General features: G+C 73.6%; 13 protein-coding genes. 10 read left to right on the plus strand and 3 right to left on the minus strand.

The window, feature by feature from the left end; genetic code table 11:
- The first annotated feature begins 11 nt into the window (after positions 1 to 11).
- From ACH4K4_RS24035 to ACH4K4_RS24050, 4 genes are all read left to right on the plus strand, one after another.
- The gene (locus ACH4K4_RS24035) at positions 12 to 1,259 is read left to right on the plus strand and encodes an allantoate amidohydrolase (RefSeq protein ID WP_398170022.1); all 1,248 of its coding nucleotides are present in this window, start codon (positions 12 to 14) and stop codon (positions 1,257 to 1,259) included.
- A 71-nt stretch (positions 1,260 to 1,330) separates the two neighbouring features.
- Complete coding sequence (locus ACH4K4_RS24040; RefSeq protein ID WP_398170024.1) at positions 1,331 to 2,656, plus strand: formimidoylglutamate deiminase; 1,326 nt, start codon at positions 1,331 to 1,333, stop codon at positions 2,654 to 2,656.
- Between the two features lie 29 nt (positions 2,657 to 2,685).
- Complete coding sequence (gene hutI / locus ACH4K4_RS24045) at positions 2,686 to 3,891, plus strand: imidazolonepropionase (RefSeq protein ID WP_398169917.1); 1,206 nt, start codon at positions 2,686 to 2,688, stop codon at positions 3,889 to 3,891.
- A 161-nt stretch (positions 3,892 to 4,052) separates the two neighbouring features.
- Entirely contained in the window at positions 4,053 to 4,487 is a 435-nt protein-coding gene (locus ACH4K4_RS24050) for a hypothetical protein (RefSeq protein WP_398169919.1), read from the plus strand.
- Between the two features lie 71 nt (positions 4,488 to 4,558).
- On the opposite strand, the gene ACH4K4_RS24055 is transcribed toward ACH4K4_RS24050, so the two are convergent.
- Both ACH4K4_RS24055 and ACH4K4_RS24060 read right to left on the minus strand, forming a co-directional pair.
- Positions 4,559 to 5,209, minus strand: a complete 651-nt coding sequence (locus ACH4K4_RS24055; RefSeq protein ID WP_398169920.1) for a response regulator — start codon at positions 5,207 to 5,209, stop codon at positions 4,559 to 4,561.
- Positions 5,206 to 6,408, minus strand: coding sequence for a sensor histidine kinase (locus ACH4K4_RS24060; protein ID WP_398169922.1), 1,203 nt, complete (start codon positions 6,406 to 6,408; stop codon positions 5,206 to 5,208). The genes ACH4K4_RS24055 and ACH4K4_RS24060 overlap by 4 nt, the downstream gene beginning before the upstream one ends.
- 155 nt (positions 6,409 to 6,563) lie before the next feature.
- Between ACH4K4_RS24060 and ACH4K4_RS24065 the strand changes: the two genes are divergently transcribed.
- Entirely contained in the window at positions 6,564 to 7,265 is a 702-nt protein-coding gene (locus ACH4K4_RS24065; RefSeq protein WP_398169924.1) for a class I SAM-dependent methyltransferase, read from the plus strand.
- Between the two features lie 111 nt (positions 7,266 to 7,376).
- On the opposite strand, the gene ACH4K4_RS24070 is transcribed toward ACH4K4_RS24065, so the two are convergent.
- A complete protein-coding gene (locus tag ACH4K4_RS24070) occupies positions 7,377 to 8,381 on the minus strand; it encodes an RNA polymerase sigma factor SigF (protein WP_398169925.1) in 1,005 nt (334 codons plus the stop codon).
- Positions 8,382 to 8,641: 260 nt separating this feature from the next.
- Here ACH4K4_RS24070 and ACH4K4_RS24075 point away from each other — a divergent pair, with 260 nt between their 5' ends.
- The 5 genes from ACH4K4_RS24075 to ACH4K4_RS24095 all read left to right on the plus strand — a co-directional run bounded on the left by ACH4K4_RS24075 (position 8,642) and on the right by ACH4K4_RS24095 (position 14,240).
- Complete coding sequence (locus ACH4K4_RS24075) at positions 8,642 to 9,010, plus strand: STAS domain-containing protein (protein WP_398169927.1); 369 nt, start codon at positions 8,642 to 8,644, stop codon at positions 9,008 to 9,010.
- 181 nt (positions 9,011 to 9,191) lie between these two features.
- Positions 9,192 to 9,692, plus strand: coding sequence for an ATP-binding protein (locus ACH4K4_RS24080; protein ID WP_398169929.1), 501 nt, complete (start codon positions 9,192 to 9,194; stop codon positions 9,690 to 9,692).
- Positions 9,693 to 9,993: 301 nt separating this feature from the next.
- The gene (locus tag ACH4K4_RS24085; RefSeq protein WP_398169931.1) at positions 9,994 to 10,803 is read left to right on the plus strand and encodes an LPXTG cell wall anchor domain-containing protein; all 810 of its coding nucleotides are present in this window, start codon (positions 9,994 to 9,996) and stop codon (positions 10,801 to 10,803) included.
- Between the two features lie 903 nt (positions 10,804 to 11,706).
- On the plus strand, positions 11,707 to 12,873 hold the full coding sequence (locus ACH4K4_RS24090; RefSeq protein WP_398170025.1) for a hypothetical protein: 1,167 nt from the start codon (positions 11,707 to 11,709) through the stop codon (positions 12,871 to 12,873).
- A complete protein-coding gene (locus ACH4K4_RS24095) occupies positions 12,873 to 14,240 on the plus strand; it encodes a hypothetical protein (protein ID WP_398169933.1) in 1,368 nt (455 codons plus the stop codon). Before ACH4K4_RS24090 ends, ACH4K4_RS24095 begins: the two co-directional genes overlap by 1 nt.
- Positions 14,241 to 14,310: the final 70 nt, after the last annotated feature.

The following is a 14,310-nucleotide window of genomic DNA, read 5'->3' on the forward strand; positions in this document are numbered from 1 at the left end:
CCTTCCACGAGATGTGGCGGGACCTCGCCGCCATCGGCCGGGACACCGGCAGCGGCGGCTACCGCCGCTACGCCTGGACCGGCGCCGACGCCGACTGCCGGGCCTGGTTCGAGGCCCAGGCCCGCGCCCGCGGCCTCTCCTACGAGCAGGACCGCAACGGCAACCAGTGGGCCTGGCTCGGCGCCCGCTCCGCCGCCGACGTGGCCCCGGGCGAGGCCGTCGTCACCGGCTCCCACCTGGACTCCGTCCCGGACGGCGGCGCCTTCGACGGCCCGCTCGGCGTCGTGTCCTCCTTCGCCGCGCTCGACGAACTCCGCCGCAGGGGGGCGGCGCCCGCCAAGCCGCTGGCCGTCGTCAACTTCGGCGACGAGGAAGGCGCCCGCTTCGGCCTGGCCTGCGTCGGCTCCCGGCTCAGCGCGGGGCAGCTCACCGCCGAGGCCGCCCACGCGCTGCGGGACGCCGACGGCACGTCGCTGCCGCAGGCCATGGAACGGGCCGGCCACGACCCGGACGCCATCGGCCCCGACACCGACCGGCTCTCCCGCATCGGCGCGTTCGTCGAACTGCACGTCGAACAGGGCCGCGCGCTCGACCTGACCGGCGACCCCGTGGGCATCGCCTCCGCCATCTGGCCGCACGGCCGCTGGCGGTTCGACTTCCACGGCGAGGCCAACCACGCCGGCACCACCCGCCTGGCGGACCGGCGCGACCCGATGCTCACCTACGCCGCGACCGTGCTCGCCGCCCGCAAGAGCGCCGAGCTGGCCGGGGCGCTGGCCACCTTCGGCAAGATCAACGTCGAGCCGAACGGCGTCAACGCCATCCCGTCGCTGGTCCGCGGCTGGCTGGACTCCCGCGCCGCCGACCAGGAGACGCTGGACACCCTCGTCGCCGCCATCGAGCGCGAGGCCGCCGAGCGCGGCGTGCGCGACGGCGTCGACGTCCGCGTCACCCGTGAATCGTTCACCCCCGTGGTCGAGTTCGGGCACGCGCTGCGGGACGAACTGGCCGCGATCCTCACCCGGACGGCGGACGGCCGCCCCGGTGGCGGCCGGGCCGGTGGCCGCGCGGTCCCCGTGCTCGGCACCGGCGCCGGACACGACGCGGGTATTTTGTCCGCCACCGTCCCCACCGCCATGCTGTTCGTACGCAACCCCACCGGCGTCTCGCACTCGCCCGCCGAACGGGCGGCCGAGGACGACTGCCTCGCCGGGGTGACCGCACTCGCCGACGTACTGGAGGGCCTGGCGTGCAGGTGACGCCGCAGGAAGCCGAGCCGACCCCGCGACCCGGCGACGGGCCGGGGCCGGCCGCCCCGAAGACGTACTGGCTGGAACACGCCTGGCTGGGCACGCACGTCGAACCGGACGTGGCCGTGGACGTCGACCCGGCCGACGGCCGCATCACCGCCGTACGGACCGAGGTCCCGGCGCCGCCGCCCGGCGCCGTCCCCCTGCGCGGCCTGACCCTCCCCGGCCTCGCCAACGCCCACTCGCACGCCTTCCACCGGGCCCTGCGCGGCACCGTCCAGGTCGGCTCCGGCACCTTCTGGACCTGGCGCGAGGTCATGTACCAGGTCGCCTCCCAGCTCACCCCCGACAGCTACTTCGCGCTCGCACGCGCCGTCTACGCGGAGATGGCGATCACCGGCATCACCTGCGTCGGCGAATTCCACTACCTCCACCACGGGCCCGGCGGCACCCGCTACGACGACCCCAACGCGATGGGCGAGGCCCTGATCGCCGCCGCCGACGAGGCGGGCATCCGCATCACCCTGCTGGACACCGCCTATCTCTCCTCCGGCTTCGGCGCCGCGCCCAACCACCACCAGCTTCGCTTCTCCGACGGCACGGCGGACGCCTGGGCCCAGCGCGCGTCCGCCCTGAAGGAAGGCCGCCCGCACGCCCGCGTCGGGGCGGCCGTGCACTCCGTACGCGCCGTGCCCGCCGACCAGTTGAGCACCGTCGCGCAGTGGGCCGAGCGCCGTGAAGCACCGCTGCACGTCCACCTCTCCGAGCAGACCGCCGAGAACGACGCCTGCCGCGAGGCGCACGGCCGCACGCCCACCGAGCTGCTCGCCGAGCACGGCGTCCTGGGCCGCCGCACCACCGCCGTGCACGCCACCCACCTCACCGACGAGGACATCCGGCTGCTGGGCACCGCCACCACCGGCGTGTGCATGTGCCCCACCACCGAACGCGACCTCGCCGACGGCATCGGCCCAGCCGCCCGGCTCCAGGCCGAGGGCAGCCCCCTGTCGCTCGGCAGCGACAGCCACGCCGTCATCGACCTCTTCGAAGAGGCCCGCGCGATGGAACTGGACGAACGGCTGCGCACCCGCACCCGCGGCCACTGGACCGCCGCCGCCCTGCTGCGCGCCGCGACCGCCGACGGCCACGCCGCGCTGGGCTGGGACGAGGCGGGCACCATCGAACGCGGCGCGCTCGCCGACCTCACCACGATCGCGCTGGACTCCGTACGCACCGCGGGCCCGCTGCCCCGGCTGGGCGCCGAGACGGCCGTATTCGCCGCCTCCGGAGCCGACGTGCGCCATACGGTGGTCGGCGGCCGCCAGGTCGTATGCGACGGAGTCCACACGCTCGTGCCCGACGTCCCCACCGCACTGGCCGAGGCCATCGCGGCCGTACGCGGCTGACACCGCGGCCGAAGGAGAGCACCCCCACGATGAACACCGGCACCACGGCCGCGGAGCACGCCGCGAACGGCCGCACCACCGCCATCACCAACATCGCCAGTCTCGTCACCAACGACCCCTCCCTCGGCGAAGGCCCCCTCGGTCTGATCCAGGACGCGGCCGTCGTCCTCGACGGCGACCGCGTTGCCTGGGTCGGTACGGCAAGCAAAGCACCCGCCACTGACAGTCACGTCGACGCCGGCGGCCGCGCCGCCCTTCCCGGCTTCGTCGACTCCCACTCCCACCTGGTCTTCGGCGGCGACCGCACCGCCGAGTTCAACGCCCGGATGTCCGGCCGCCCCTACTCCGCCGGCGGCATCCGCACCACCGTCGCCGCCACCCGCGCCGCCACCGACGAGCAACTGCACGCCAACGTCGCCAAGTACCTCGCCGAGGCGCTGCGCCAGGGCACCACGACCCTGGAGACCAAGTCCGGCTACGGCCTGAACGTCGAGGACGAGGCCCGCGCCCTGCGCATCGCCGCCGCCCACACCGACGAGGTCACCTTCCTCGGCGCGCACATCGTCTCCCCCGACTACGCCGACGACCCGGCCGGCTACGTCGACCTCGTCACCGGCCCCATGCTGGACGCCTGCGCCCCGCACGCCCGCTGGATCGACGTCTTCTGCGAACAGGGCGCCTTCGACGGCGACCAGGCCCGCGCCGTCCTCACCGCGGGCAAGGCCAAGGGCCTGCACCCGCGCGTGCACGCCAACCAGCTCCACCACGGCCCCGGCGTCCAGCTCGCCGTCGAACTCGACGCCGCCTCCGCCGACCACTGCACCCACCTGGACGCCGCCGACATCGACGCCCTCGCCAACAGCGCGACCGTCGCCACGCTGCTGCCCGGCGCCGAGTTCTCCACCCGCGCGCAATGGCCCGACGCGCGCCCCCTCCTGGACGCGGGCGCCACCGTCGCCCTGTCCACGGACTGCAACCCCGGCTCGTCCTTCACCAGCTCGATGCCCTTCTGCATCGCGCTCGCCGTACGGGACATGAAGATGACCCCCGACGAGGCCGTCTGGTCCGCCACGGCCGGCGGCGCCGCCGCCCTGCGCCGCACCGACATCGGCCGCCTCACCCCCGGCGCCCGCGCCGACCTCGCCCTCCTCGACGCCCCCTCCCACGTCCACCTCGCCTACCGCCCGGGCGTCCCCCTCGTCTCCCAGGTCTGGCACCGGGGCGTACGCGTCTGACCCGGCAGCAACTTCGGCAAGTTCCCGTACCCGGACATTACGTAGATCACGTAATGTCTGCCCCTCAACACGAACAACTGTCGCAGTCACCCGCACAATCGGAGGATCCTCGAATTCCCCCAGTGCACGACCAAGGTGACAGCGGAGGGGGAAGGAACCTCATGAAGTCGACCCGTCTCAAGACGCGCATCGCCGGCACCGCGGCCGCCGTCGCCGTCCTCGGCGGCGCCGCCCTCGCCATGGCGCCGGGCGCCGCGGCGAAGGCCAACCTGATCTCGATCGAGCGGGCGCAGCTGCGTGGCGACGCGCTGTCCGTGACCGTCAAGTACTCCTGCGACACCGGCCTCCAGTGGCAGCTGGTCACCAAGATGACCAAGGTGGGCGAGGAGCAGGGCGCCACGTCGCTGGCGACCGCCACCGTCCCGGCCAACAAGATCATCTGTGACTACGAGACCCGTGTCCTCAAGGTGAAGCTCAAGCCGGCCGCCGGCTCGCACTTCGCGAAGGGCGACGAGGTGAAGGTCACCGCCAACTACGTGGCGCCGGGCGAGCAGGAGGACGGGCGCCCCATCGCGCTGTTCTCCACGGTGCTGTAAGCGCCCGAGGAGCATGCAGGGCCGTGCCCCGGAACCACACCGGTTCCGGGGCACGGCCCTTCGCGTTCCCCTCACCCCACCACCCCCGCATCCCGCGCGCACAGTGCCGCCTGTACCCGGTTGCCGACCTCCAATGCGGCCAGGATGCGGCTCACATGGGCCTTGACCGTGCTTTCGCGCATCGACAGGGCGTTGGCGATCTCGGCGTTCGACGCGCCGTCGGCCAGGAGGGCCAGTACCTCGGTCTCGCGGGGCGTGAGGCGTTCGATGCGGGAGCGGGCGTCCGGGGTGTTGCGGGTGGTCGTGCGGTGGTGGCGGTCGATCAGGCGGCGGGCGGCCGTGGGATGCAGCATCGCCTGGCCCTCGGCGACCACCCGTACCGCGCGGATGATCTCCGCCGGTTCGCTGTCCTTGAGCAGGAATCCCGAGGCGCCGGCGGCGAGCGCGTCGTAGACGTACTGGTCCAGGTCGAAGGTGGTCAGTACGACGACGTCCGGGGGGTGCGAGAGCCCGCGGAGCCGTTCGGTGGCGGCGATGCCGTCCATGCGCGGCATGCGGATGTCCATCAGCGCGACGTCGATCCGGTGGGCTCGGGCCAGTTCGACGGCTTCGGCGCCGTCCGACGCCTCGGCCACGACGGTGATGCCGGGTGCGTCGCCGAGGATGTCGGTCAGCGCGAGCCGGACCAGGCTGTCGTCGTCGGCGACCAGCATGCGGATCATGTCGCTCCAGTTGTCGGTGAGTCCGGTACGGGAACCGTCGGTACGGTCGCGGCGAGCCGCCACCCGCCGCCTGCCACCGGGCCGTACTCCAGGGTGCCGCCCAGTGCGGACACCCGCTCGGCCAGCCCGATCAGGCCGTAGCCGCTCGTCACGGCGGTGACCGGAGGTCCGGCTTCCGGCCTGCCCGCCGCGTTGTCGACCTCTACGGCGGACTCGTACGGCCCGTAGTGCACCGAGACCCGCACGGGCGCGCCCGGCGCGTGTTTGCGGGCGTTGGTCAGGGCCTCCTGGACGAGCCGGTGTACGGCGAGACGCTGGCTGGCGGGCAGCTGCCGGCCGTCGCCCTCGATGCGGGCCTCGACGGCCTGCCCGGCCGCGCGCGCCTCGTCCAGCAGGTCGGGCAGCTCCCGCAGCCCCGGCACCCGGGACGCGTCCGGTGCCGCCTGCCCCGGCTGCCCGTCGGTGTCGCGCAGGGCGCCCAGTACGTCCCGCAGGTCGCCCAGTGCCTCCGTGGAGGTGGTCCGCAACAGCGCGATGCGGTCCGCGACCGGTTCCGGCAGGGTGGCGGCGCGCCTTTGCAGCGCGCCCGTGTGCAGGGCCAGGACGGTCAGCCGGTGGGCGAGGACGTCGTGCATCTCGGCGGCGATACGGGCGCGTTCGGTGAGTCTGGCCTGTTCGGCGCGCAGCTCCCGCTCGACCCGCAGCTGCTCGACGCGCGCCGCGAGGGCGGCCTCCAGACGCCGCCTGCTGCCCGCCCACAGGCCCAGCGCCAGCACGATGCCCAAGGGGAGCAGGGGGCCGTACGAACGGTTCACCCACAGGCTCTGCTGCGGCTGCACGACCGCGTTGCCGGCCAGTGCCACGGCGGTGCCCAGCAACGGGACGACCAGCCGCCCGCCGGCGACCTGATGGAAGAGCACGACCAGCAGCGGCAGCACCATCCCGAGACCGGCGGCCAGCGCGACCGTGCAGACCAGGGCGACCGCCGGGCACCGGTAGCGCAGCGCCACCGTCAGCGACCCGGCGACGGCCGCGGCGACCTGCGGACTCAGCAGGGTCCCGCCCGCGCTGATGTACGCCTCCTGCCCGGCCTCCTGTACGACGGCGGCCAGCAGCAGTACCTCGGCCCACCAGGGCCAGGCCCGCTTCGTCCGCTCCAGGCCGAGCGTGCCCGGGTTTGTCACTCCGAGGTTCGTCATGGCCCGTTTCGTCGCCCTCAGCACGCGACGAGCATAGGGCCCTGGGTGGGCACGGACATTCGACCCACGGCCGTCCCGGCCCCCTACTTTCGTACGGGGTGACCCTCGCACAACGGCCGATTCACCGCGCCCCGGCGCTTTTTAGCGTCACTCTCATGAACGCGACACCAGTCCCGGCGACCTCCGCCGCCCCCGCCGTCACCGGCCCCCTCCGGTTCCTCCGTGAAGCGGTCCGCACGCCGCACACCACCGGTGCCGTGGCCGCCAGCGGCCCGCGGCTGGCGGCCCGCCTGGCCGCGCCGCTCGCCCGCGAACTACGGCAACTCGGCCGCCCCGCCGCAGTGCTGGAAGCCGGGGCGGGCACCGGGCCGGTCACCAGGGCGCTGGCCGGGCTGCTGCGGCCCGCCGACCACCTGGACGTGGTGGAGATCAACCCCCGCTTCGTGGCGGTCCTCGACCGCGCGCTGCGCACGGACCCCGCCCTGGCCGCGGCGGCGGGCCGCATACGGATCGTCCCCGGCTCGATCACCGACGTCCCGCTGGACCGCCGCTACGACGCGGTCGTCTCCTGCCTGCCGTTCACCAACTTCTGCCCCGAAGAGGTCCGTACGATCCTGGAGCGCTACCTGTCCGCGCTCGTGCCCGGCGGGCATCTGACGTACTTCGGCTACCTGGGTACCGCCGCCGCCCGTTCGCTGGGCGCGAGCCGTTCCGAGGCCGCGCGCCACCGTGCGGTGGCGGCAGTACTGGCCGAGTACGCGGAACGGTACGGGCGGGGCCGCAGCACGGTGTGGCGCAATCTGCCCCCGGCGCACGTCCACCATCTGCGCGCCCCCGAGGGGGCGAGGTCCGCGTAGGCGCCCGGCAAGCAGAGGAGGGCCCGTCCCGAACGATCGGGGCAGGCCCTCTTCCACGCGGGCGGTTGCCGGCGGTCGGGCCGGCAGCGACCGCGAGGCGGTCGCCGGAGCTCACTCCTCGACCATCAGCCCCTTGCGGAGTTTGACCAGCGTGCGCGACAGCAGCCGCGACACGTGCATCTGAGAGATGTTCAGCTCCTCGCCGATCTCCGACTGCGTCATGTTGGCGACGAAGCGGAGCGAGAGGATCTTGCGGTCACGCGGGGGCAGCTCGGCGATGAGCGGCTTGAGCGACTCGACGTACTCGATGCCTTCGAGGCCGTGGTCCTCGTAGCCGATGCGGTCGGCCAGCGCGCCCTCGTTGTCGTCCTCCTCCGGCTGGGCGTCCAGCGAGCTGGCCGTGTAGGCGTTGCTCGCGGCCATGCCCTCGACGACTTCCTCGTTGGTGATGCCGAGGCGTTCGGCGAGCTCGCTCACCGTCGGGGACCGGTCCAGCTTCTGCGCCAGTTCGTCACCGGCCTTGGCGAGGTCGAGGCGGAGTTCCTGCAGGCGCCGGGGGACCCGTACCGACCAGCTGGTGTCGCGGAAGAAGCGCTTGATCTCGCCGACGATGGTCGGCATGGCGAACGTCGGGAACTCCACGCCGCGGCTGAGTTCGAAGCGGTCGATCGCCTTGATCAGGCCGATGGTGCCGACCTGGACGATGTCCTCCATGGGCTCGCTGCGGGAGCGGAACCGGGAGGCCGCGAACTTGACCAGGGCGAGGTTGAGTTCGACCAGGGTGTTGCGGACGTACGCGAATTCGTGGGTGCCTTCCTCCAGCGACTCCAGGCGCTCGAAGAGGGTCTTGGAAAGGGCCCGCGCGTCCAGCGGCCCCACCTCGTCGTACGGGGGGATCTCGGGCAGCCCGTCGATCTCCGGAATTCCCGTCGCGTCCGGTTCGGACGATTCGGATGCGTTCTGCGGGGAATGAGTCTGTTCGGACTGGTCGGGCAGGGTGGCCTCGGACAGGACGGCCTCGGTGAGGGCGGCCTCCGCCAGGGGGTCTGACAGGGGAGTCGACGACGCGTTCGCCGTGGTGTCTTCGGTGCGCAATTCGTCGAGCCGGGGTGACATGTTGTCCTCCATCGTTCTCGGCATATGGCTGCCGATGCCTCTACGTGAAGCTGCGGTGTGCGGCGCCTCCAAAGCCGGCCGTTTCGAATGTGTCCTTCTACGCCTACCTGGCTTTGCCGGAAGATGGCAAGTGCGTGTTGTCCGGGTTTGATGGAGATTGCGTACTGTTCGGGTACCGGCTGGGTGTATTGAAGGCGTAGTGTTCGGTCAGCGCAGTCGTAAGCAATCAGACGCCGAGACAGCAAGAGGGGTGCGCACGCATGGACCGCGGGACGGTCGGCAGTGCCAGCCGGGGACGGCTCAACGTCGCGATCCGGCATCAGGGTGCCAGCGCGATCGTGACCGTCGCTGGTGAGCTGGATCACCACACGGCGGAGCTGTTGCGCGAATCACTCGAAGGCTGTGTCGCCGACGGGTTCGCGCGACTGGTCGTCGACTGCTCGCCGCTGGAGTTCATGGACTCCACCGGGCTCAACGTCCTGCTCGGCGCCCGCCTGAAGGCGGAGGCCGAAGGGGGCGGGGTGCATCTGGCCGGAATGCAACCGGTGGTGGCCCGGGTCTTCGAGATCACTGGTGCGGACGCCGTCTTCACGGTGCACGACTCCCTCGACGCGGCTCTCGCCGACTGACGGTGGCGGCGCCGGCAGGGCACTTCGGGGGGTTCCTCCCGAACGCGTTGCCCGCGTCACAACTTCCGTACCCAAGAAGTGGGTGTTCTCACGGTCCCGTCGGGCAGGAGACATCTGAATCTGTTGAATCTGTCAGGTAACCGCTATCCGTGAAATGGCGAATCGGTGAGGTGAAGCGCTGATGAGCACCACCCGGCCGTACCCGCCGGGCGACCTCGGCCCGGAGCCGGGCAACGCCGGCGCTCCCTCCGCCTCCCCGGCTGTCGCGCCGGCCGGCCAGATCCGCAGGCTGCGCCTGTCGGGTGTGCAGGGAGCCGTCGCGCGGGCCCGTGACTTCGCCCGGCAGGCACTCCACGACTGGGGCTGGCTGCCGGCCGGCGGTGCCGACCAGCGGGCAGCCGCCGAGGACGTCCTGCTCGTCGTCTCCGAGCTGGTCACCAACGCCTGCCTGCACGCGGAGGGTCCGGAGGAGCTGCGGCTGCGCGTCAACGCCAAGGTGCTGCGCCTGGAAGTGACGGACCTGGGCGCGGGCTCGCCCGCGCCGCGCACCCCGCACCGCGCCGGGCGGCCCGGCGGCCACGGCATGTTCATCGTGCAGCGGCTGTGTCTGGACTGGGGTGTCGTACGCAACCCGGACGGCACGGGCAAGACCGTGTGGGCGGAGCTCGCGGCTCCCTCTTAAGGGCCCCTGGTCAGGGGCCCTTGTTCGCGCCGTCCCCGGGGCGGCGCGCGATCCACGGGGTCGTCGCGCGGCCCTGTGGCCCTCGGTGTACGGCTGATGGCGGGGTGTACCGGCGTACGCCCGCCCCCCGGCGCACCCCCGGCCCCCGCGCGTCCCCGTCCCCTCTCGCGTTCCGCGCCGTACGGATCCGGCCTGTTCTTTGACTTCCCTCGGCAAGGTCCCCGGCGTACCTTGAGCGACCGATCTGATGTGCCGTCAGTAACATCGGGCGGCGCGCAACCCGCGAGAAGGGGAACTCAAGGTGGCCCGCTTCTACGAACAGCACGCCACGCGCCCCCGCCGCGCGGCCGGCCTGGCCGCGGCCGTGGCGCTGACGGCGGGGTCCGTGGTCCTGCTTGCCGCGCCGGCCGCACAGGCCGACGTCGTGGACGTCAACTACCAGTGCAAGACGCCGATCGGGAACAAGGGCGCGGTCTCGCCCATCGACATCAAGAGCACCCGTAGCGGCAGCGGGTACAAGCTGGTGATGTCGTTCCAGAAGGGCGTCTCCTCCAGCCCCGTCGAACTGGGCGCGGGCGCCATGAAGCCGAGCGCGCTGATCAAGCTGGGCGGCGCGGAGAGCGGCACCGTGCCCGTGTCGGGACCGCCCAACGACCAGGCGATCCCCGCCAACACGCCCATCAAGATCAGTGACCTGAGCGGGACGTACACGCCCAAACAGAGCGGCAAGGTCACCTTCACCGCCTCCACGCTCGCCATCAAGGCCCTCGGCACGACCACCACCTGCACTCCGGTGAACAACCCGAAGCCCGCGCTCTCCCTGGACGTCAAGGCCGCGGGCGGCACGGGCGGCACGGGCGGCACGGGAGGAACGGGTGGAACGGGTGGTTCCGGCGGTACGGGCGGCAGCGGGTCCGGCGGTTCCACCGGCGGGTCCGGGGGCGGTTCCGGGAGCACCGGGGGATCGGCGGGCACCGCCGGCGGCGGAGAGCTGCCGCAGACCGGCCCGGCCGACTCCGCCGTCGCCCTCGGCACGCTGGGCGGAACGGTGCTCCTCGCCGGCGCGGCGGGCGTGCTCTGGCTGACGCGGCGCAACCAGAAGCGCGCGTAGGGCCCGGGCGGCGCGGGGGCGCGCCACGTGCTCCCGCCCGCCGGCGCTCCCGCCCGCGTACGAGTACCGCACGAGCACCAGCCCCAGGAGCCGCCGATGCCGTCCCGTACCCGCGCGGTGGTCACCTGCGCGGTCCTCGCGACCGCCGTCGCCCTGCTGTGCCCGGCCGGCGCGGCCGCCGCACCGGCCACGGCCCCGGAGGGCGCACAGTGGTCCGCCGCGCCGGCTTCCGGCGGCACCCGGCCGAGCGCCCAGGACCGCCCGTACTTCTACCTGGAAGGCGCGCCCGGGGCGGTCCTGAAGGACAGGCTCTCGCTCACCAACCCCACCGGCAGGCCGGTGGGGCTCCGGCTGCGCGGCGGGCCGACGGGGCCGGGTGGCTGGATCTCGCCGGCGGCGGAGCAGGTACGGGTGCCGCCGCGCACCCGGGCGGACGTGCCCTTCACCGTGACCGTCCCCGGGGACGCGGTGCCGGGCGACCACACCGCCGCGATCGTCGCCGAGGGCGAAGGCCAGAAGGCCGGTGTCCGGGTGCACCTGCGGGTGACCGGGCCCGCGCTGGCCGCGCTGAGCGTCGAGAACGTGTCGGTGGAGCGCGAGGGAAGTGCGGCGGCCATCCGGTACGTGCTGGTCAACCGCGGTAACACCACGCTCGCGCCACGACTCGCGGTGCACGCCGACGGCCTCTTCGGCCCGGCCCTGCGCCGCGCCGCACGGGCCCTGCCCGTCACCCTGCCGCCGGGACGCCGGATGGCACTGGCCGAGCCGTGGCCCGATCCGCCCGCGCTGGACTCGGTGGACGTACGGCTGACGGTCACGGCCGCGGGCGGCGCGCGGGGGACGGCCGGGGCCACGTACACGGCTGTGCCATGGGCCGCCGCCGCGCTGCCGCCCGCAGGGCTGCTGGCAGGCGCGGCGGCGTGGCGCGTACGGCGGCGCAGGCGGCGCGCGGGGGGCGGTGGCGCAGGCCCGGGCGCCGGTACGAGCCCAGACGCCGGTACGAGCGCGGGGCGCAGCCGGACCCGGGCGGCGCGCAGAGCCGCCCGTACGCCCGCGGTCTTCACCACGCTCCTCGCCCTCGTTCTCACCCTCTTCTGCGTCCTGCCCGCACCGGGCGCGTCCGCCGCGGCCGCCTCCGGCCCCGCCATCCAGGTCTCGCCGCGGGAGGCGGGCAAGGGGGGCACCGTCACCGTGACCGGCCGAGGATGGCGGCCCAAGACCCTCCTGACCCTGCTCATCTGCGGACAGAACATGATCGGCGGCACCAACGCCTGCGCCAACGGCGACGGCCGGGCCGTGACCACCGGCGCGGACGGCTCCTTCCGCAAGGTCCTCCCGGTCGCCGAGCCGCCCAAGCCCTGCCCGTGCGTCGTCCACGCCGCGACGGTGACCGGCCGTGCCGCCACCGCGGACGCCGCCTTCCAGGTCGCGGGCCACCCGGTCGCGCCGCTGCCCCAGGAGGACTCCGGCGGGCGGCTGAGCGTCCTGGCCCCGCCGCGTCTGGAAGGCTCCAGCGGCCTGCTGACCTGGTTCGGCGCCCCGGCCCGGCGCGACCTCGTGCTGACCGTGGGCAACCTGGGCCCGACCCCTGCCAAGGACCCCGTCTTCCAGGTCGGCACCTCGCACGGCGTCTACGCGCCGCAGTGGGAGGAGCGGCAGTGGCGGGGCACCGTGCCGGCCGGGCGGAAACAGCAGATCAGACTGCCGGTGGAGCTGCCGTCCGGCGCGCACGGCGACTACCTGGTGTCGCTCAAGTACGGCGGCAAGGTACTGGCCGAGCAGCCCTGGGGCGTCGGGCGGCCGTGGGGCGTGACGCTGTTCTGGGTCCTGCTGTGCGTCGTCGTGCCGGCCGCGGTCTTCCGTGCGGGCATGGCGGTCGTCGACCGCGTACGGCCGCGCCAGGGCGCCGCCCGTACCCGCAGGCGCGTCTCCCGGCCCGGCGGCCGCACCCGGCAGCCGCCCCCGGCGGACGGCGAAGCCGCCGCCCTCCCGTGGTTCACCCCGGACACCGCACCGTCCGCCACCACGTCCACACCGCACGACCCGCCGACTTCGAAAGGGTCCACGTGATGAGGCAACGCAGGAGAGCGAGCGCGGGCGGGGCCGCCCTGATGCTCGCCGGTGCGGGAATCCTGGCGGCCGCGGGGCCGGCCGGGGCCGCGGAGACGGCGTACCGGACCGAGTGCGTACCACCGCCGATCTCGGGCCTGCCCGCGGTCCAGGGCACCACCAAGGTGGCGGTGACCGCGCCCGCGACGGCGAAGGCCGGCGACGAGGTCGAGGTGGTCTGGAAGACGGTCGAGGCCGCGTCCGGGAATCCCGGCGTACTCGACCTGGGCAAGGACACCGTGCAGCCCAGCGGGAAGATCACGGTGGGCGGCGCGCAGAGCGGCGAACTGAGCGTGCGGGGGCCGCGGCAGAACCCGCCGATCCCCAAGAACAGCCCGATGAAGCTGTCGGAGATGAAGGGCACCCTGAAGCTGGACAAGCCCGGTGAGGTCACCCTGACGCCCGGCTTCTACAACATCAACGTCGACAAGCCGATCTCCACGGACACGAAGTGCACGCCCAAGGAGGAGGTGAAGCCGGCCGCCACGATCAAGGTCACGGCCGGCGGCGGCGACCCGGGCGGCACGACCGGCGGCGGCTCCACGACCGGCGGCGGTACGAGCGGAGGGGGCACGAGCGGCGGGAGCACGAGTGGCGGGAGCACGAGTGGCGGGGACGCCGGCGGCTCGACCGGAACGGGTGGTTCCACCGGAACCGGTGGCTCCACCGGAGGTGGCGGCGACCCCGACGGTACCTCCTACGAGGGCGAAGAGGTCCGGGTCCCGTACGCCTGCAAGACCCCCATCGGCGACAAGAAGGCCACTTCCCCGGTGCGGATCGACGCCGTAAAGAAGAGCGGCGGCTACGGCCTGACGGTGAAGTTCGCCAAGTCGGTGATGGACAGCCCGGCCGACATCCCGGCGGGCGCGGTCAAGCCGTCCATGGACGTCCGGGTCGGCGGCGCCGACCAGGGGGCCGTCAGGGCCGAGGGCCCGGCCAACAAGGACCCCGTCAAGTCCGGGCAGCCGATCACGATTCCCGATCTGAAGGGCGCCTACACGCCGGGCGCGACCGGCAAGGCGACGCTCACACCGGGCGTACTGACCGTCAACGCGCTGGGTACGACCACGACGTGCACCCCGGAGAAGGACCCGGGCGCCTCCCTCACCCTGGACACCACGGCCCAGCAGGGCGGCACCTCAGGCGGTTCCACGGCCGGCGGCGGCGCCGGGGGCCCGGCGAGCGCGGGCGGCACTTCGGGCGGTCTCGCGGAGACCGGTGCGAACGACCACGGCGCCCTGCGGGCCCTCGCCCTCGCCGCGGGCACGGCGGTGCTGCTCGGCGGCGCGGTGTTCGCCTTCACCCCGTGGCGGCGCACGCGGCGGTGACCGCCCGGGTACGCCGGAGGGCCCGGCACGCTCGGTGCCGGGCCCTCCGGTTCGGTGCGGTGTCGCCGTG

This window comes from Streptomyces sp. NPDC017529 (assembly GCF_044329785.1).
In the GTDB taxonomy this organism is placed as follows: domain Bacteria; phylum Actinomycetota; class Actinomycetes; order Streptomycetales; family Streptomycetaceae; genus Streptomyces.